At 50.9% G+C, this 19257-nt stretch carries 14 protein-coding genes and 1 pseudogene; 3 read left to right on the top strand and 12 right to left on the bottom strand.

Annotated elements, in window-relative coordinates; all coding sequences use genetic code 11:
* From I2D94_RS04805 to pheA, 7 genes and pseudogenes are all read right to left on the bottom strand, one after another.
* Window positions 1–320, bottom strand: a pseudogene (locus I2D94_RS04805) (3-deoxy-7-phosphoheptulonate synthase); the annotation flags it as partial.
* Between the two features lie 191 nt (window positions 321–511).
* Window positions 512–1777, bottom strand: a complete 1266-nt coding sequence (locus tag I2D94_RS04810; RefSeq protein WP_195395803.1) for a shikimate kinase — start codon at window positions 1775–1777, stop codon at window positions 512–514.
* Window positions 1762–2886 (bottom strand): chorismate synthase, encoded by a 1125-nt coding sequence (gene aroC, locus I2D94_RS04815; RefSeq protein ID WP_195395804.1) that lies wholly within the window; start codon window positions 2884–2886, stop codon window positions 1762–1764. The genes I2D94_RS04810 and aroC overlap by 16 nt, the downstream gene beginning before the upstream one ends.
* A gap of 110 nt (window positions 2887–2996) precedes the next feature.
* Entirely contained in the window at window positions 2997–4001 is a 1005-nt protein-coding gene (gene aroB, locus I2D94_RS04820) for a 3-dehydroquinate synthase (RefSeq protein WP_195395805.1), read from the bottom strand.
* Window positions 4002–4306: 305 nt separating this feature from the next.
* Window positions 4307–5035, bottom strand: coding sequence for a prepilin-type N-terminal cleavage/methylation domain-containing protein (locus tag I2D94_RS04825; RefSeq protein ID WP_195395806.1), 729 nt, complete (start codon window positions 5033–5035; stop codon window positions 4307–4309).
* Window positions 5036–5149: 114 nt separating this feature from the next.
* On the bottom strand, window positions 5150–5788 hold the full coding sequence (locus I2D94_RS04830; protein ID WP_195395807.1) for a thioredoxin family protein: 639 nt from the start codon (window positions 5786–5788) through the stop codon (window positions 5150–5152).
* Window positions 5785–6630 carry a prephenate dehydratase gene (pheA, locus tag I2D94_RS04835; RefSeq protein WP_195395808.1) on the bottom strand — a complete coding sequence of 282 codons (846 nt, stop codon included), beginning with the start codon at window positions 6628–6630 and terminating at the stop codon, window positions 5785–5787. The genes I2D94_RS04830 and pheA overlap by 4 nt, the downstream gene beginning before the upstream one ends.
* A 93-nt stretch (window positions 6631–6723) precedes the next feature.
* Between pheA and I2D94_RS04840 the strand changes: the two genes are divergently transcribed.
* The 3 genes from I2D94_RS04840 to I2D94_RS04850 all read left to right on the top strand — a co-directional run bounded on the left by I2D94_RS04840 (window position 6724) and on the right by I2D94_RS04850 (window position 9082).
* Window positions 6724–7284: a hypothetical protein gene (locus I2D94_RS04840; RefSeq protein ID WP_195395809.1), complete on the top strand. Its 561-nt coding sequence runs from the start codon at window positions 6724–6726 to the stop codon at window positions 7282–7284.
* A 228-nt stretch (window positions 7285–7512) separates the two neighbouring features.
* Window positions 7513–8349: a MerR family transcriptional regulator gene (locus tag I2D94_RS04845; protein WP_195395810.1), complete on the top strand. Its 837-nt coding sequence runs from the start codon at window positions 7513–7515 to the stop codon at window positions 8347–8349.
* 274 nt (window positions 8350–8623) lie between these two features.
* Entirely contained in the window at window positions 8624–9082 is a 459-nt protein-coding gene (locus tag I2D94_RS04850; RefSeq protein ID WP_072684901.1) for a lipoprotein, read from the top strand.
* A gap of 145 nt (window positions 9083–9227) precedes the next feature.
* Here the strand turns inward: I2D94_RS04850 and I2D94_RS04855 are convergent, their stop codons facing one another.
* The 5 genes from I2D94_RS04855 to I2D94_RS04875 all read right to left on the bottom strand — a co-directional run bounded on the left by I2D94_RS04855 (window position 9228) and on the right by I2D94_RS04875 (window position 19191).
* Window positions 9228–9809: a TetR/AcrR family transcriptional regulator gene (locus I2D94_RS04855; protein WP_072684900.1), complete on the bottom strand. Its 582-nt coding sequence runs from the start codon at window positions 9807–9809 to the stop codon at window positions 9228–9230.
* Window positions 9802–13794: an efflux RND transporter permease subunit gene (locus tag I2D94_RS04860; protein WP_195395811.1), complete on the bottom strand. Its 3993-nt coding sequence runs from the start codon at window positions 13792–13794 to the stop codon at window positions 9802–9804. Before I2D94_RS04860 ends, I2D94_RS04855 begins: the two co-directional genes overlap by 8 nt.
* Window positions 13795–14577: 783 nt before the next feature.
* Window positions 14578–16062, bottom strand: a complete 1485-nt coding sequence (gene rmuC / locus I2D94_RS04865) for a DNA recombination protein RmuC (protein WP_195395812.1) — start codon at window positions 16060–16062, stop codon at window positions 14578–14580.
* A 186-nt stretch (window positions 16063–16248) separates the two neighbouring features.
* A complete protein-coding gene (locus I2D94_RS04870; protein ID WP_195395813.1) occupies window positions 16249–18207 on the bottom strand; it encodes a S9 family peptidase in 1959 nt (652 codons plus the stop codon).
* Between the two features lie 27 nt (window positions 18208–18234).
* The gene (locus I2D94_RS04875) at window positions 18235–19191 is read right to left on the bottom strand and encodes a carbohydrate kinase family protein (protein ID WP_195395814.1); all 957 of its coding nucleotides are present in this window, start codon (window positions 19189–19191) and stop codon (window positions 18235–18237) included.
* Window positions 19192–19257: the final 66 nt, after the last annotated feature.

A 19257-nucleotide genomic window follows, 5' to 3' on the forward strand; every position in this document is an offset into this window, starting at 1 on the left:
CCCTCGACTGAGCAGGGGCCGCCGATCACGGCGATCTTTTCATGACCGCCGACCTTGACGCCGCTGACGTCGATCACCGAGTCCTGCGGATGGAACATCCGGTTGGCCAGTTTGTATGGAGCGGCAATCCGTGTGACGTCTTCAATCCATTCGTTCGCCATAATCCGCCGCTCATCCAGCTTCGCCGTATCGCCGACCAATCCAAACACGTTGTAATTGGCGCCGGAGATCATGTTGACCTGAACGCCCTGTTTTTCAAAGTTCTGGATCAGCCGGTCGATTTCCGGCTGCGGCGTATTCTTTTTTAATGTGATAATCATGGTTTTATTCCCCCTGTTATTTCAATCTCCATTCGGTCCTTTGATCAAATATAATTCGATCTTTCCATGGTGTGATTCCTTCCATGTCCGTGACCGCTGTTAAGTTTCTCCACTCGTTTTTGCTGTCAGACTTGTTTCTTAGTCCTTCCTTATTCCAATTCAATGAGGGTGGATCCTCGCTTTTATTTTAGTTAATTCTGATCAATCAATCCCGTCGTTTCCATCAGCCAGTCCTGCCATAACCTGCGGGCGGTTTCATCAGCGCTGCCGTTGTTTTCGATCTGTTGGTCGCAGGCTGCCCGGTATAAATCAATCCGCTGGTCATAGAGCTGCCGCAGGGCTTCGCGGCTGGAGCTCAGCGGCCGGCTCGGATCGGTTTCCAGCTGATCCAGACTGCGGTCCAAAAAATAAACCTTGCCGCTCTGCCGCAGCCGTCTGACGTTTTCCCAATCCTTGACAATGCCGCCGCCCGTGGCGATAATCTGCCCTGTCTGCAGCGTGACTTCCGCCAGAATTTCCGCTTCGATCTGACGGAATCGGGCTTCGCCTTGTTGGGCAAAGAAGTCCCGGATCGGCATGCCGATCCGCTCAACGATCCGCTGATCAATATCAACTGCCGGACGGCCGCTGATTTCCGCCAATTTCCGGGCGATCGTGCTTTTGCCGCAGCCCGGCATCCCAATTAAGACGAGATTCATTTTCTCCCGCGCCAGTTCCGCCGTCATGCGCAGAATGGATTTTGGAGCGACCGGCTTGCCGATAAACGCTTCAATCGCCTCGGCAGCCTGCGCCGTTAACATGCTTAATCCCGTCGCTGTCCGACAGCCGCGTTTCTGTGCTTCGACAATCAGGCGGGTGCGGTGGGGATTGTAGATCACATCCGCAACGCTTTCCAGCTGAGGGAACCGATCCAGCTCCACGGGAATGCCTTCCTGAGCCGGAAACATGCCGACCGGACTGGTATTGACGATGACCTGCGCGCCGCTGTGATCGCGGTACGCTTCTTCGTAGGTCAGTGTTTCCGGCGACGGATTGCGCTTGACCTTGACGATCGCCGCTGCGCCTAAATCCTCCAGCACCGCCTGTACGGCCTGCGCCGCCCCGCCGTTGCCTAACAGGATCACTTTCCGGTCCTGAATTTCAATGCCCGCTTGTTCCAGCATGAACCGACAGCCGTAATAGTCGGTATTTTTGCCGATCAGGCGGCCGTGGTCATTGACGATCGTGTTGACGGCCCCGATCCGCCGTGCCCGTTCATCCAGTTCTTCTAAATAAGGAATCACAGCTTTCTTATAGGGGATCGTGACGTTCAGTGCCGCGAAATCCTTGTTTTTCATCCAGGCGTCCAAGTCCTGGGGAGCCACCTCAATCAGCTCGTATGGATAGCCGCCCAGCGTTTCATGAATCCGTTGGGAATAGCTGTGACCCAGATGTTCACCGATCAGTCCTCGCCGCATGGCCGTTCTCCTTTCCACCACAGAATACCGAAGCGTTCAGTCAACAGATCCGCCAGCCCGAAAGCGATCAGACTGTCGACGACGACCCGCGCCCGATGCAGAATCGCCGGATCGTGCCGGCCTTCAATCTGCAGCGTCGTCGGTTCGCCGGTTTTCAGATTTACGCTGGACTGCGGTTTATAGATCGAAGGGGTCGGCTTGACGACCGTGCGGATGCGCAGCGGCATGCCGTTGGTAATCCCGCCGTTAATCCCGCCGTTATGATTGGTCAGAGTCCGGATATGCCCGTTGTCGATCGTGATGCCGTCGTTGGCTTCGCTGCCTCTTTTTGCGGCAAAATCGAAACCATCGCCGAATTCCACGCCCTTCACGGCGCCGATGCTGAACAACAGGTGCGCCAGCCGGCTCTCCACCGAATCAAAGAAAGGTTCGCCCACTCCGGCCGGCATGCCGACAACCGCGCTTTCCAGAATCCCGCCCATCGAATCGCCCTGGGCCTGAGCCTGTTCGATCCGCTGCTGGATCGCTGTCCGCGTTGAATCGCTCAAACATGCCAGATATTGATCCTCTAAGCCTAGTAGCTGCGCCCGCAGCTCTGCTTCCTCGTCCGCAAACGGAGCGTCTGTTAATTCCTGCATCTGCGCGACATGCGTTCCGACCTCAATGCCTTTCGCTTTCAGCATCTGGAGGAAAATTGCGCCCGCTGCCACTAACGGCGCGGTGATCCGGCCGGAGAAATGACCGCCCCCGCGGTAATCCTGATAGCCTAGATATTTAATCTCGGCCGTGTAATCGGCATGCGAAGGGCGCGGAATATACCGTGTTTTCGAATAATCCTTGCTTCGCATATTTTCGTTGCGGATAAGAATGCACAGCGGTGTGCCCGTCGTCCGGCCTTCAAAGACGCCGCTGACGATTTCCGGAACGTCTGCTTCCTGCCGCTGAGTCGATATTTTACCTTTAGGTTTGCGTTTCTCCATCTGCTTGCCCATCCAGACTTCGTCGATGCGGATGCCCGAAGGCAGACCCTGAATCACGACGCCGATCGCTTCACCGTGGCTTTCGCCGAACAGCGACAGCTCGATACACTGTCCAATCGCACTTTTCATCGTTTGATCTCCTTGTTTTTTTCTGGCTTTTTTGTCGTCTTTCCTTGTTCTGCCCTGAACGCAGAACAACTTGTTTTCCTTATATTCTTTTCATTAAAAGAAGTTTTCGATTACAAATATTCTTTGATCTTCTCCGTCGGGATATCTTTTAAATACGCTTCGCCGATCTTCCGCAGCAGTACGATCGTTAACGTTCCGCCGTCGATCTTCTTGTCTTTGGTGATAAAGTCGTAAACCTGTTGGCGGTCGTAGTCGATATCTTCTTTCAGATTCAGCCGCTGATAAATCGGATGCAGCCGGTCGCGGATCGTTTCATCTTTGATCATTTTCATCATGCCCAGCGCAACCGCTTCGCCATGGTACACATCGTGCAGATGGTAATAGCTCTCGATACCGTGTCCGATCGTATGTCCGAAATTCAGGATCCGGCGAACGCCGATTTCCCGTTCGTCAATCTCCACGACCTTCTTTTTCATCATCAGCGACTTGTATAAAATCTTCTCGATGTGCTCCATCGGATCGTCCGTTTCAAACAACTCAAACAAAGATTCATCGCGGATTAAACCGGCTTTCAGCGCCTCGACCAGACCGTTGTTGATATGCCGCTGCGGCAAAGTGGCCAGTACGTCCGGATCGATCAGTACCATTTTCGGCTGCCAGAACGCGCCGACGCAGTTCTTGATGCCGTCCAGATTGATCGCGACTTTCCCGCCGATGCTGCTGTCAATCTGCGACAGCGTCGTCGTCGGGATGTTGATAAACTCAATCCCCCGCATATACGTCGCGGCGACAAACCCGGACAGATCGCCGATCACTCCGCCGCCTAAAGCGACGATCAGATCTTTGCGGGAAAACCGTTCTTTCAGCATCCGCCGCAGAATCTGTTGGTAGACTTCCATGCTTTTAGCGCCTTCGCCCTGAATCACGCGTTCAACATAACCCTGGCCGCATTGCGCCAACACACGCCGGGCATATTCCTCCGGCACCCCCTCGTCCGTCACGATCATCACCTTCCGGTGACCTTCAAGATACTGTCCCACCTGATTCAGAAGTCCCCGCTGAATCAGAATCGGATAGCTCTTGTCTTTGAGATTGACTGTGATTTTTTTCATCATATTAACTTCTCCCCTCTCACACAACCTGCAAAAAAACCGTACAGGCTTATCCTGTACGGTTCAGCATTTCTTTTCGCATTCCCCTTCAGAATTAGCCTGATTTCAAATCAAAACGGGCTAATGTCCAAAGTGAACCAGCCCTCTATCTAAAGGTAAAATAAAAGTAAGAAGAACTCGGATGTTCAATTTTTTCGCAGATATTTTTCAGCATACTCAACACCTCGATGTTTTTACTATATCACAATTCGATTGAAATGCAATCTTTTTCTGAAACTTCAATCCTTTGTTACAACCTGAGAAAACGATTATTTCACAGATCCCAAATCCAGATAATTAAATTTAACGCCGCTTACTTCCTTTGACGTAATCTTTCCGGTAAAAGTAGTTCCTGAAGAATTGCCGATGGGATTCTGATCTTTATCGTATTCATAGACCACCCCTTGAACTGAATCTCCTACTTTCATATCCGAAATTCCATCAAAAATATAAACGGAATACGTGCCATTGTTATTTTTCATAACGGTGAAATCAAAGTTATCGGCATTTAAACCATATTTCTCCGCGATTCTCTGCTTAAATCCTTTTCCAAAGTTCGGCCCTGTAGAGTCCAGCTGACCGGTTTTATTGCTTCCATAAAATTCACTAACTGCCATTTCCAACATATCTTTGGAATAATTCCCCAGAATCTGTTGTTCTGAACCGCCGTGCTTGGAACAGGTGATTGAAAATTTACTTGGATCCACAGGATCAACCAGAACGGTGATTGTTCCGCCAGTGGGACATAATTTTTCATGATCTCCTAATTTCTCGTCAATCGCATCCTCAGCGGATTTCTTGGTAAACGGTTTGTCACCTAAAGTATATTCCATGACCATGATTTTATACGCGTTGGCCTGATTGGCGTGGCAAACTGTATCTGACGCCGTTTCGGTAAAACCTGTCAGTTTCGGTACCAGCATCAACATCAAAAGCACTAAAATCGCTACAACGACAATCAATTCAATTAATGTAAAACCCTTTTTCCGCCGTTTCATCGTTTATCCCTGCCTTATCTTGTTTCCGACGATCAACATTGTCGGAACTCCATATTCATTATATCATTACAGCTTCAATAACCGAATCTTTTTGTCTTGTAGAAATCCAGAGTTTTAAGCCGCAGAGGTCAACTTTTTTATCATCTCTGTATAAATTTGCTTCAGCTCTGCCTGTTCCGCTTCGCTCATCGGCGCGGCATACGGATCGTGTGAATCAACGGTCGCGATGTGATTGGCCGCGACCCGGCCGTTAACAATCAACGCGACGTCCGGCACATAAAACCCTTCTTCGCCTTCCTCGTCCCTCAGCAGCCAGCCTTCAAAAAGCGTCATGATCTTTTCAATCATCGCTTCCGAGTAATTTTCAGGCTTGCTTGTGTCGACATAATAAACAACTGCGCCGTTTTCCTTGGCCGCTTCATTTAAAACCGGCACTGCTTCGATACACCATGGACAATTCGGCTTGCCATAATAGATCATGAACGATTCGCCCTGTTCGATTTTTTCCAACGAAGCTTCCAGACTGATTTCAACGAAAGCATTCTGCTCATCCGCGAAGCCTTCATAAGCGCTCAGGTCTGCGGGCTTGTCGTTCAGCGTCTGATCGGGAGTCGCCATTGGCGAAGACGACGATGTCGGCGTCTGTTCTATTTCCGGCGAAGGCGTAAGGGACGGCATGGGTTTCACTTCCGGCGCACCGGCGCATCCGCTGAGAATCAGCGCGCTCAACAGGATCACAATTTTTCTTCTCATAACAGTTCTCCATTAAACGCCCGTTTGTAGCTGCCCAGAACTTTAACCTCCAGACAATGCTCGCGAACCTCGGCAATCGCTTCCTGCGTCTTTGGCTGAAGCAGACTGCCGTCGAAATCAATATAGAAGCAATACTCAAACATCCGTCCGCGGATCGGCCGGGATTCCAGTTTCAGCATGTTGATGCCACGCTGGGCGAACACGCGGATGACCTCGTACAACGCGCCCGGTTCATGATTGACCACGAAATACATGCTGATCTTATCTGCCTCCTGGACGGCCTGTACGCCTTTTGCAACGCAGAAAAAACGCGTAGTATTCAGCTGATTATCCTGAACCCGTTCTTTTAATATAGGCAGATGATAATATTCCGCCGCCAGCCAGCTCCCCAGCGCCGCTTTCGACGGATCCTGACACTGCGCCACATATTCCACGCTTTTCGCCGTATCCTGATAGGTCACCGGTTTGATCCACGGGTGCGCCGCAAAGAAACTGGAACATTGATCAAGCGGTTCCGGATGGGAATAGACCTCGCGCAAATCCTCGATTCTGGTTCCCGGCAGACCGATCAGCTGTTCGTCAATCCGCACTAAAATTTCACCGACTGCGAAGATATCGCTGTCCTTCAACAAATCATAAGTCCGATAAATAATTCCCGTCGTCGTATTCTCAACCGGCAGCAGCGCGTAATTAATCACGCCGCTTTCCACATCGGCAATGATGGATTTGAAATTGGTATAATTGCATGCTTCGAATGCTCTGTCCTTAAAAAATTCCTGAACCGCGATCTCACTGAAGGTGCCGTGCGCTCCCTGATATCCCACTTTTATTTGTTTATTCATGTTCATCCTCCGAAGTGGTTTTATTGTATCATACTTTTTTCCGCTGCGAAGTCTGGATTTGAATTGCCTTGTGCTTTTCGCTATAATGAATGCATGAAAAAACAAGCTTCTTCTTTCGACAAAACTGAATTGCTGGGCGGCGTATTATTTCCATTGTTCACGTTATTTCTGATCCTGCGCGACGACCCGCTGAAAACCAATCTGTCCTGGATTGGAAACGGCCTGGGTTATCGCCTGCTGATCTTGATCTGGGCTGTGGCTGGCGCGCTTGTTTTCCGCGCGATGATCCGTGCGTTGGCAGAAGCCCTCCATGTTTCATTAAAGCGCCGGGAGGATTTAACGTTTCTTCTGATGGTGCTTTCGATGGTCGTGCCTTATCTGCCCGAAACATTTCCTCTTCTGGCGCAGCTGCATATCCTGATCAGCAACCTTGCCTTCATTGCGCTGAATCTCTTAATCCTGCGTGTCTTCTATCAAGGACAAAAACGGCGCTGGTCGTTAGGCCGCCGGGGAATGGAAATGACCGCAGTGATTCTGGTCATCTGCGCTTTGATCTATATGCGCTTTCTCAGCGTCAATTCCCTGCTGGAAATGTTTTATACCACAGCAATGGCCTGGCTGCTGCTCAGGACACGCCGTCAATGCGCCGCTTAGCTTCAGAGAATGAACAAGAAGCTTTTGCGCTCATCAAATGCCAAAGCTCCAGCGTACTCACGCCCTGCATCAGACTCTTTTTGAGTCTTTTTTTATGATGCCAATAAGGGCTGCAGAGTCTGTTGAGGCGGACTGTCTTTGCCGCTGAGCCTTATTCTTGAATCCCATCGAACCTGAAGATTATAATAAAGACAAGCTCAATCTCAGCTATGAAATAAGGTGAATGTTGTGGAAAGCAAAGAATTTTATACCATCACAGAGTTTGCAGAGATGTTTAATCTGACTCGGCAAACATTAATTCATTACGATAAAATCGGTTTATTCAAGCCCGCCCGGGTCAATCAAAGCGGCTATCGTATCTACACGCGGGAACAAAAGCCGAAAATGATCGAGATCATGCAGCTGAAAGATTCAGGCATGTCTTTGTCCGACATCATGCGGGTGATGGAAACAAAAAGCGCTGATTCCATTTTATCCATTTTCGATGCGCAGATCGCCAAGCTGGATGAACAAATCGTTCAATTCCAGATGAACAAACTCATTACCCACCACCGGAAAATGTATTATCAATCATTATTTGGAAAATATGAACTCAATAAAATATTTATAAGTGAAGAAAAAGAGAGAACCGCATTTTACGCACCTTTCGATTTATCCCTGGACGAGGACCCGATGATCGACGCGGCCTACCGCCGGTGCGTAGAATTAACGCTTCAGTATGCGAACGTCCAGTTTCAGGGCTGCGGGATCGTATTCCGGAAAGGCGCATGTCACAGCGACGATCCTTACCGCGGCAGCGGTGTTTTCTTCATGATCGACAATCTTTCTGCCGATCATCCGAATCTGATTACGCTTCCCGGCGGGTTAAAGATTAAAAAATATTTCTATGGCAATCCCGGACAGTTTGATCTTATCTGCGACGTCATGCATTATATTGCGGACCATCATTACGAAGTAACCGGCAGTCTGGTTTTTCATAATATCGTTGAAAATCATTATATCGTCGGCAAAAATGATTTAAGCCTTCTGGAAGTCCCGGTTCGAAAACTTGATTTTGAAAAATAAGACGCACATTCTTATAAGCGTTGCGCCTGCAAGCAGTACAGCCCTTTTACGGCTGTACTTTTTTATCGGAGCAGTTCATTTTAGAAAAAAAAAACTTGTTCAAAGTGATGTCAGCCTGACAGAAAGGCCGCTTCGATATCCGAGACCTGGAAAAAAAGATTCAGTAAACTTGATTATTCAAAATTTAACAAATTGAAATAACTTGACTGTATTGCAGCAATACAGTTTATCGTAAAGAGCACAGGATGCTTATAAGCATAGGAGGTAACAGACAATGAAAAAATATTTATCCTTGTTCTTAGTCTTGGCGTTGCTTGCAGGATGCAGTGCACCTGCGGAAAAAGAGCCGGCAAAAACGGCAGAAACAACGCCAGCCGCAGAAACCAATGAAACGGAAAAGGAAATGACGACGCACGGAACGTATATCGTGAATAATACGACAGGCGAAACAATTACTGAACTGTATATTTACAAGACCGGGTCAGAAGACAAAGGCAAGAATTACGCTGAAGGCGGTCTTGCGGATGGACAGAGTGTGACGATTGAAGTCGAAGCGGAAAAAGAGGAAGCCGAAGGTTATGCACAGACTTTGGAATTTATCAACGAGAGCGGACATGTTGAAAATAACTTCCAGACACTTCATCTTGAAGACGTCACCATCAACCTGCTTGCGGAAGGAGCGGACGCTTACACGTCGGCAACGCCGTTCCAGTTTGTCACTGGCGCCAATTAAGTTTTTATCCGGTAATGAAAAAGAAGCGGAAATTTACAGGTTGGCTGTACTCTTCCGCTTCTTTTTTTATTGTCCTTTACAGCTTTTATGATCTCTTTTTTTAAAGCCTTGTCTGTCGATTTCTCATTTTCGCATTGATTTTCCGCTAAGACAGCGCTTCCCGCAAGCTCTGACAGGCATAATCTGCGGCCTGGGCAGCGGTAATTTTCAACTGCGGGTTAGTGATCTGGAAGCAATACGCCTGCATGACGCCGATCAACACAAAGCGCTGGTATTCCCGCGGCCGCTGCGGCTGAATCCATCCGTCACCCTGCGCCTGATCCAGCAATAAATCAATCAAACGAATCATCTGGCGCATAATATTTTCCATCGTTTCTTCACTGACATATTGTTTTAGTTCCCGCTTGCCGACGCTGGACAGCAGCGTCTGAAACGGCGAAAACTGGCTCAGCGCTTTTTCCATCGCCGCCAGGATCTGACGAAAGCCGGCCTCGAAGCCCTGATCGAATTGAAGCAGGCCGCAGAAGCTGTCAAATTCCTTATGAAACGTATACAACAACGTTTCCCGGATAATTTCCTCTTTTGAAGAAAAGTATTCATAACAGGTGCCCTTGCCGATCCCGCTGGCTTCGGCAATTTCCGAAACCTTCAGCTCATTGAGCGAGCGGCCCTGCTGAACCAGGCTGATCACGCCGAGATAGACCTGAATCTTTTTCTCCTCACTCATGCGCCGGTTCTGCCTTTGCTTTTTTGCGGTCCTTGCGGCGGCTTGTCACTTCGATCATGATCGGCACGACAAACAGCGTCAGCACCGTGGAATAGGTCAGACCGCCGATCGTGACGATCGCCATGCCCTGCATCATATCGCTGCCGGTGCCGATTCCCAGCGCCATCGTCGTCATCGCCAGAATCGTCGTCAGCGCTGTCATCAAGATCGGACGCAGGCGGGTCCGGCCGGTTTCAATGATCGCCTCGCGGGTGGCATAGCCTTGTTCCTTCAGCTGGTTGGCATAGTCGATAAAGACGATGCCGTTGTTGACGACTACGCCGCACAGCACCAGAAAGCCCAGCATCGCGACGATGCTCAATTCCTGACCAGTGATCAACAGGCCCAGGAAACCGCCGGTAAAGGCCAGCGGGATCGTAAACATGACGATAAACGGGGATAACAGGCTCTGGAACTGAGCGACCATGATCATGTAGATGAACGCGATCGCCAACAGAATCATCTGGATCATCGTGACCATCGTTTCCATAATCGTCTCATTTTCACCGCTGAATTCCAAGCTCACCGACTCCGGCAGTCCGCTGGTATCCAGCTGCTTCTGTACTTCCCGGCTGACGATTGTTACGTTGTAGCCCTCCTTGATCGTGCCGCTGACGTTGACGAAGCGGCGGGAGTTCTCGCGGTAAATGCTGTTCATGCCGGTGCCGTTTTCGATATCGGCAATCCGCCACAGCTCGACTTCCTTTTCTTCCTGATTTTCGGTTCCCTTCAGCTTCATGTCCTGCAGGTTATCCAGCTGGGTTAAGGAAGCGGCGTCCTGGACGATGACGACGGGATAGTCCTTGTCCTGAATTGCCAGGGTCGTGCTGGTCGTTTCTTCTTTGATACTGGAAGCGACGCTCTGATAAACCTGCGCTACGGTCAGGCCGTATTTCATCGCTTCGTTTTTATCGACGATGACGCGGACTTCCTTGACCGGATCCTGCTGGCCGTCGTCCACAACGTCGATGCCGTCGATCTGCTTCAGCTGATTGCCGATCTGGATTGCGGCCTCCTGCAGCTCGTCCAGATCATCGCCATACAGCGTCATCGCGACGCCGCTGCCGCCCAGCACGCTCAAATCCATATTGCTTGTGGAAACTGCCGCGTCAACAGGCAGATCTGCCAGAACCTGCGGAATTTCCGCTTCCATTTTTTTCGTGTTGGCTTTCTCTTCCGTGATGATATAGAAAGTCGTGGAGGTCTTGCCGCCTCCGCCCATCATCGTGGACAAGCCGCTGCCTCCGCTGGTAACACCGACGGTCTCGACGCCTTCCACCTGCATCATCCGTTCCATGACCTGATCGTACATCGCGAAGCATTCCTGATCGGAAGCGTCTTCATTCTGCATCGTTACGCTGACCGACATCTGGCCGGAATCCATCGTCGGAATCAGCGTCATCCCCATATTCATCACGCCGATCGTACTGAAAATCAACAACGCGATGACACCGCCCATGACGATCAGCTTGTGACCCAGCGACCATTTCAACAGCCCGGTATACCCGCTGACCAGCTTCTCAAAGAAGCCGTGCTTCTTTTCATTCTGCTTTTTCAGCATCTTGCTGGCAAGCATCGGCACCAAAGTTAAGGCGACGATCAGTGAGGCGAGCAGCGAGTAAGCGATCGTCAGCCCCATATCGACGAACAGCTGACGGGCCAGACCGGTCGCAAACACAATCGGCAAGAAGACGCAGACCGTCGTCAGCGTCGAAGCGATGATCGCTCCGGCAACCTGTTTGGCGCCTTCAATCGCCGCGTCGATCAAGCCGACGCCCTCGTTGCGCATCCGGTAGATGTTTTCAATAACAACAACGGAGTTGTCGACAAGCATCCCGACGCCTAACGCCAGGCCGGACAGCGAGATGATGTTCAACGTCACGCCGCTGAAATACATCAGCACCATCGCGAACATCAGCGAGATCGGAATGCTGAGGGCGATGATCACCGTCGGCTTGAGATCGCGCAGGAATAAGATCAAAACGATAATCGCCAGAATGGCGCCGTACAGGAAATTCTCCAGAACGGAATTGACGATCATGTCGATATAGACCCCCTGATCCATCAGGGTTGAAAAATGCAGACCTTCATATTGCGTGCCCAGCTTGTCAAAGGTTTTATGCAGGGCTTTGCAGACGTCAGCGGTCGAGGCGGTCGAGCTTTTCTGGAAGGAAAGCATGATGCCCGGATTGCCGTTGACGCGGGTATATAATTCTTCGCTGTTATCAACGATCTGGACGCTGGCCAGATCCTTCAGCCGGACTTCTTCCAGCCCGTCGATATCCATTGACATAAGAAGCAGATTTTCCACTTCTTCCAGAGAAGCGAACTGATCCCCGACCTTGATCAGCAGCGAATCGTCATTGGAGGCGATATAGCCGGCCGGCATCGAGAAGTTTTCCGCCGTCAGCATCGTCGAGATCATGCTCGGCGAAAGGGCTTCGGAAATATTCGCTTTTTTCAGCGCTTCATCACGCGCGTCGGCAATCTGTTTCAAGCCGTCCTCAATCTGCGTCTTGGCGGATTCCAGCGTCGTCTTGGTCGTGGAGATCGTCATTTCGCCCTTGGTGATCTCACCGGCCGCGGTCAGTTTGCCGGATTCCAGCTTGGATTGCAGGCTGTTGAGGTCGGAAACGTCGATCCCGGCCTGAGTTAACATACTGCTGGCCGCCTGCTTCACGCCCTCGGCCGTCGCGATTTCGATTTCAACATTGCTTAACTTGACCTTCGCATCGTCGTACTTTCCTACCATCTCTTTCATGGCGTCTAAATTGGACGAAAGCGCATTTAAAGGGGTTAAAATTTGATCTATAGTTGCTACAGCGTTTGACAAAGCGGCTTTAACCTCTCCATAATTTGTTATTTTAGTCAAATTAACTTTAAATTGGCTTAAAATGAAAGTTATTTCCTCAGGTAATGGCTGATCAGCTAACGAAGTATCATCTGATATTTCATTAATAAGAATTTGATAGTTTGCAAGTGCATCTTTACTTTGTGTCAACATAGCAATTTTTGCAGGCAAACTTTCTAGATATTCTATTAATTCCTCATTTGTAGCATCTGGATTATCCGGAACCTGTGTTCTTAACTGATCCACACCGCTGACGATCTGTTCAAAGGCCGCCTTCTCCGCTTTCAGCTGGATGATCTGCGAATCCATCGCGATCAGGTTCGTCGCCGCCTGTTGCAGCTGGACGGAAGACTGCGCCAGTTTGTCATAAGTTTCATTTTTCGTATTGGACAATTCTGATTCCCCATCGGCGATTTTCTGCAGACCGTCGTTGACCTCCTGCAGCTTTTCCCGCAGCTCCCGCTCCGACTTGGCCAGCTCGGAATCAACGCTGTCCAGCACCTTGTTGTTGATCTGGTCGATCTTGTCATGATTGAGCACGATCTGCACAGTTTCTTCCAACAGCCCGGTCGGATCGACAGATGCGACACCCTTGGTCTTTTCCAGCTCCGGCACGACCTTCTCATTGACAAAGTCGCTCAATCCCTGCAGGTCATGACCATCATAATCTGCCGTTGCCATCATGATCGGCATCATGTTCGGGTTAATCGCCATCAGCGTCGGACTGGAAATCGTTTCATCCAGATAGCCCTTCACCAGATCGATCTTGGCGTTCAGATCGAGCATCGCCGTGTCCATGTTGGTATCATCGGCAAACTCCAGAATAATTAACGATAAATTGTCCGAAGAAATCGAACTCATATTCGACAGGTTTTCTGTCGTGCTGACGGCGGATTCCAAAATCCGGGTCAGACTGGTTTCTACTTTTTCGGCGCTGGCCCCCGGATACGTCGAATAGATAACGACATAGGGCGGCTCCATTTCGGGCAAGAGGTCAGTTGTTGAATTCATAAATGAAATCACGCCCAATAACAGGCACATAACCACGCCCACAATTACAGTATAGGGTTTTTTAACACTAAACTTAGAAAACATAGGCCTCTCCTTTTATCCGACCGACTGGTCGGTCACTTCGCTATTGTATTCCTTTCCGCTTAAAAATACAATCAACAAACAGGAGAAATTATCGTTTTCCAAGCTTTCCAACCGGTCTTTCTTACACAATGACCTTTGCTTCTGATCGTAACGAACAGAAACAAATTTATCCAGAAGTCGGATCGATACAATTTTCCGTTTTCTCTTCCATTCCGCTCAAACTGCGCAGTAAAAAAGGATTCAGGCACATCTTGCGAACAGGAAAATCCATTTCGAATGCGGCCTGATTTGCCAAGCTGGAAAATGGTTTTCAATGATCTCCGCTTATTTCAAAGAAAGTCTTGATCAGATTTGCGTCTTTTCATTATTGAAGCCTCAGTAAGTACGCATGCCTGCACTGCACGTTTACATTCTTCATCAAGGTATTCGCAGGTAAAGAAATATCATTTTCCGATCTTTTAACGAGGCGGCGATACCTTCTGTAAAGCAGTCCATGAACCTGAAGTCCGTTGTCCTTATTCCTTACATGCCAGAATATCCAATTTCTCATCACAAGAAAAAGAAGCGTCGATTTCTTACTCAGTTCAGGGCAGACATGGAATTTCCATACAAAAAAGCAGGCAGAATAATATGTTATCTAACGCTTCATCCTGCCTGCCTATTTGATCGTTGTCCAAATTCGAGTAAGAACCGCGCTTCCCTCTGCGCTTCTTTTCTGGTTTCTGACTTCAAGTTTTCCTTGCCGCTCAAAACTCTGGGAATTGATTTAAATGCTTAACTGTCTCAGGCTTCGACCGGATTGTCGTCCTCGGTATTCGCCTCCAGCAGCTGTGCCGATTGGGTCGGATCCAGCTTATCGACTGCCTTCAGTTTACGCTGAATCATCCGCGTGCGCGTGCCGACAAGCTTGTCAAGTTCATTATTCGCCTGATTCAGCCGCTGCTGGGTCATCGCCAGCACATCGTGGAACTTGTCGAATTCGGTTTTTACCGCGCCCAGAATTGTCCAGACCTCGCTGCTGCGCTTCTGGATTGCCAGCGTCCTGAAGCCCATCTGTAAGCTGTTGAGCAGCGCCGCCATCGTGCTGGGTCCGGCGATGTTGATGCGGTAATCCCGCTGCAGCGTTTCGACCAGTCCGCGTTTAACGACTTCGGCATACAAGCCCTCAAAGGGCAGAAACAGGATTGCGAAATCGGTCGTGTAGGGAGGCTCGATATATTTATCGTGAATGTCCTTGGCGAACGAACGGATCCGCTGCGACAGTACGTTGACCGCCTGCGTCACCGCTTCCTGATTGCCTGAATCATAGGCGTCCTGCAGATTGGCGTAAGCGTCCGCCGGAAATTTGGAGTCGATCGGCAGCCAGACCGGCTGATCGTCATCGCCCGGCAGTCTGATCGCAAACTCGACGACGTTTTTGCTTCCCGGCACCGTTGCAACGTTGGTGGCATATTGTTCCGGCGACAGAATTTCTTCGAGGATCGCGCCCAGCTGGATTTCCCCGACGATGCCGCGGGCCTTGACATTGGACAGCACTTTTTTCAGATCACCGACGCCGACCGCCAGCGTCTGCATTTCTCCCAGCCCCTTATAGACCTGTTCCAGACGGTCGTTCACCAACTGGAAGGACTGCGTCATTTTGTCTTCCAGCGTCTTCTGCAGTTTTTCATCAACGGTCTGGCGCATTTCATCCAGCCGGCGGTTGTTGTCCTGCTGGATCGCAGTAAGCTGCTTTTCTATCGTCTGGCGCATGTTTTCCAGTTTTTGTTCGTTGCCGGTTTCAAAGGTTTTCAAACGGTTTTCCAACACGCTGAACTGGTTGGCCATCGCGGTGTTGAGCGTATTCTGCTTCTCTGAGAGCGACTGGCTGATCTCGGAGAACTTCCGGCTTTGCAGCTCGGAAATCTGCTGCTGATTGGAGCTTAGCAGCGCGCTTAAAGATTGCAGCATTTCACGCTGGGCCGCCTGCTGCTGCAAAACACTGTGATTCATCGCGTCCAGCTTCTGACTTTCCGCCTGAAAAGCAGTCTGCTGATTGGCGCTCAGCATTTCACCGACCAGCCGCACGGCGTTCTGCGCGCCATCGACGATTTCCTGCCGGCTCTGCCGGTCCTGTTCCGTCAGCGTTGTCTGCAGCACAGTCAGTTTCTTATCGAAATCCTGCGCTTCAAGCTTTGCCAGTCGGCGGTTGAGGGCGGTCAGCTGAATCCCGCAGAATAACGCCAATCCGGCGGCGATGGCTGCCAGAATGAATATCCCTGTTTCCATGTTTGTTTCCCCCGCTTTCTCATGCAAACTGCCGGACTTCGCCGGCAGCTTTCTGATCTTAATTATACACAAAACGCAGTTTGAAAACCACTGCGGTGGCGGAACTTTAATCTTTCACCACAATTAAAATTCCGGTTTCAGCCCGCTGTTACGCAGGCTGAAGTTAAACTTTTTCCTTAAATTTCTTTATTTTTGGCAATGCTGATTCATCCAGTCGGTGATCTCGCGCAGCCGCTTGAAGCGGTGCATCGGCTTGCCGCTGCGGGAAAGTTCATGATTTTCGCCTTTAAACAGACAGGCGCGAGCCTCGACGTTCAGCACTTTTAACGCCGTGAACATTTCCATCGCCTGTGACACGGCGCAGGTATAGTCCTCGAAAGAATGAATAAACAACGTCGGGGTACGGCAGAAATCCGCGTATTTCAGCGGCGAATGATCCCACATCTTTTCCATGTGATCCCATGGCTTGCCGCCCTGGTGCAGATCGTCGTCATAGCTGATCCCGGAAGTACCAAAATCGCTGATCCAATCGGCGATACTGCGCTGGCTGGCCGCCGCCGCAAAGCGATGGGTATGCGTGATGATCCAGTTGGTCATATAGCCGCCATAGCTGCCGCCGGTCACGCCTAAGCGCAGCGGGTCAATCTGCGGATTCTGCGCCAGAATATGATCAGTGAATTCCATGATGTCTTCATAGTCGATCGTACCGTATTTCAGCCGCAGATCGGCAAAGGCATCGCCATAGCCATCCGAGCCGCGGTGGTTGCAGAAGAACACATAATACCCTGCGCTCGCCCAGACCTGCATTTCATGAATCAGCAGTTCGCCATAGGTCGTACGCGGCCCGCCATGGATGTCAAGAATCGCCGGATAGGTCTGATCCGGCTGCCAGCCGACCGGCTTGATCAGCCACCCGTCTATCGTCTGCCCCGCGGCGTTGACAAAGCCCGCGTATTCAACCGGCTGAACGGCCTTATCCTTGAGACACTGTTCGCTGATCTGTGTGCGGCCGGTGACCGCACCTGTCATGTCGGCCGTATAGACTTCCTGCAGCCGGCCGGGTTCCATCGCGCAGAACACAAAACCGGATTTCGTGATGTCAAAGCCGCTGACAGCGCCGTTGAACTCGACCGCTTTTTCCACCCGGTCCTCGTGCAGCCGCATCAGTTCCGTACGATAGCCGATCGTCGATGTAAAATAGAGCACGCCGTTGTTCAACATGAATGTTTTGCCTGATCCGTAACGAACGTCGCTGTTGACGCAGCCGCCGATGGAATATTCGTAATCCAGCACTTTGCGGACTGCTCCGCTCGTTAAATCGCAGCGGTAGAAATCGCAGCTGGTTCCGTTGCCATAAGCCTGCATGTCCGTCGCCATGAACATCAGTTCATCGTTTTCCGCAGCGATCGCGCCAATCCGCAGCTGTCCCTGCGGCACAAGCGTGCGCGAAGTCTGCTTTTCCAGATCGTAACAGACCAGTTCGGATGTTTTCGGCTGGACGTCGCGCCAGTTTTTCCCGGTATAGATCACCTGATGACCGTTGACGATCACCCTTGCGCAATCATAGCCCTGCGGCGTAATCCGCAGGTGCCGGCCTGTGCATTTATTCCAGATCAGACAGCCGCAGCGGTCTGAGTCGATGAATCCGGCGCCGTTGGCGACAAACGGGACTTCGTGCAGAATCACATAGTCCTGCGCGTCGTCGAGTTCTTCCTTTGCCGTGGTTTTGGGATCCAGGGCATGCAGATTTTCCTGAATTTTTAAAACGACCCAATCGCTGTCCGCTACCGGCGTCATCTGCACCACGGCATAAGGGACTTCAAAGGCTTTCTGAGCCTCGCCCTGATTCAGCGTCAAGCGGTAATAAACAGTTTTCTGTTCATTGGGTTCCGGTTTGTCCTGCGGCTTGCGCTCCGCCGCAAACAGGATTGTTTCTTCATCCTCAAAACAGAATGACGAAACCTGACCGTCGCTGATCAGCGGCTTCAGCTGCATCGTTTGCGGATCGACTTCCATCAAGTTGGTACGGTAGCTGTTTTCCGCCTTGTCCATCTGAGTTTGCAGGCACAGGACATGCGCTCCGGAAGCAGCCAGACTGTGCACGAAACGATAGTCTGTTAAGTCTTGAATTTGTATTTTTTCCATGTTGTTTCCCACCTCACTATGAATTGGTTACAGGATACCGCACTTTCCGTTCCCCGGCAAGTCCTTTCCGATTTTTTGCCGCCATGCCCCAAGCACTGTGCGGAATTCGTTTTCATCCAGACGCGCGGAAGGCCGGGCGACGACTCGGGCGGCCATTGCGTTAGCCAGATCCACCGAAACTGCCAACGGCCATCCTTGTTTCAATCCCGCTAACACGGTTCCTGCATGACAATCGCCGGCGCCGATCGTGTCCACAACTTCACTCTTGACCCCCGGAAGCGCTTGATAATTGCCATCCGCTGAGCAGCATACCGCGCCCAGTTCACCCCGGGTGATGATCACGGCGCTGCCGAAGCGGCCGCGCAGCGTTCTCGCTGCCGCTTCAACTGACTGGTTCCCGCTTAACCAGCAGGCTTCCGCTTCGTTAAGATGCAGGATCGGCCGGCATGCTTCGATCGCCTGCCAGCGCGAAGAGTCCAAATGCATGAGCCGGGCTCCTGGCGCAAAGAAAACCTGCGGTCCGGGATGCTCACGCAGCCATTTCAGCATTGCCAGCCCGGTCGGTTCCTCCAGTTCAATCCCGCAGACATACACGTAATCCAGCTGCGCCGAATCCAGATCTGCCAGCCATTCTTCGCAGAAGCCATATTCCGCGCCGTGCGTGGACAAAAATGTGCGCTCGCCGCTGTCTTCCACCAGACACAGGCAGCAGCCGTTATCCCATCCCTTCACCACGATCGCCGGCGACAGTCCCTCCTCGCTTAAAAGCTTCCCGGTTATCTGGCCGAAAATACCGTCGCCGGTGGGCGAACAGTGAAACAGCGGCAGCCGGAACAGCCGCAGCATCCGCGCTGCGTTGTACGCACAGCCGCCCAGCGCCATCGTCATGGAGCGCGTATTGATATCCTCCTGGGTTACCGGCAGATGCGGTACCCGGACGATCATGTCGATCACGGTTGATCCCAGTATCAGTGTTGTTTTCATTTCCCTGTCCCCTTATTTTTTTCCGTTGGTTTTATCATACCACGCCGATCCGCAAAACGAACGGCA

Source organism: Holdemania sp. 1001302B_160321_E10, from assembly GCF_015552275.1.
In the GTDB taxonomy this organism is placed as follows: domain Bacteria; phylum Bacillota_I; class Bacilli_A; order Erysipelotrichales; family Erysipelotrichaceae; genus Holdemania.

Coding starts and splice junctions, on each gene's coding strand:
- pheA (WP_195395808.1), bottom strand. CDS start 6,630: ATGAATAAACAAATAAAAGTGGGATATCAGGGAGCGCACGGCACCTTC.
- I2D94_RS04840 (WP_195395809.1), top strand. CDS start 6,724: ATGAAAAAACAAGCTTCTTCTTTCGACAAAACTGAATTGCTGGGCGGC.
- I2D94_RS04875 (WP_195395814.1), bottom strand. CDS start 19,191: ATGAAAACAACACTGATACTGGGATCAACCGTGATCGACATGATCGTC.
- rmuC (WP_195395812.1), bottom strand. CDS start 16,062: ATGGAAACAGGGATATTCATTCTGGCAGCCATCGCCGCCGGATTGGCG.
- I2D94_RS04825 (WP_195395806.1), bottom strand. CDS start 5,035: ATGAAACGGCGGAAAAAGGGTTTTACATTAATTGAATTGATTGTCGTT.
- I2D94_RS04830 (WP_195395807.1), bottom strand. CDS start 5,788: ATGAGAAGAAAAATTGTGATCCTGTTGAGCGCGCTGATTCTCAGCGGA.
- I2D94_RS04850 (WP_072684901.1), top strand. CDS start 8,624: ATGAAAAAATATTTATCCTTGTTCTTAGTCTTGGCGTTGCTTGCAGGA.
- I2D94_RS04810 (WP_195395803.1), bottom strand. CDS start 1,777: ATGCGGCGAGGACTGATCGGTGAACATCTGGGTCACAGCTATTCCCAA.
- I2D94_RS04870 (WP_195395813.1), bottom strand. CDS start 18,207: ATGGAAAAAATACAAATTCAAGACTTAACAGACTATCGTTTCGTGCAC.
- aroB (WP_195395805.1), bottom strand. CDS start 4,001: ATGATGAAAAAAATCACAGTCAATCTCAAAGACAAGAGCTATCCGATT.
- aroC (WP_195395804.1), bottom strand. CDS start 2,886: ATGAAAAGTGCGATTGGACAGTGTATCGAGCTGTCGCTGTTCGGCGAA.
- I2D94_RS04855 (WP_072684900.1), bottom strand. CDS start 9,809: ATGAGTGAGGAGAAAAAGATTCAGGTCTATCTCGGCGTGATCAGCCTG.
- I2D94_RS04860 (WP_195395811.1), bottom strand. CDS start 13,794: ATGTTTTCTAAGTTTAGTGTTAAAAAACCCTATACTGTAATTGTGGGC.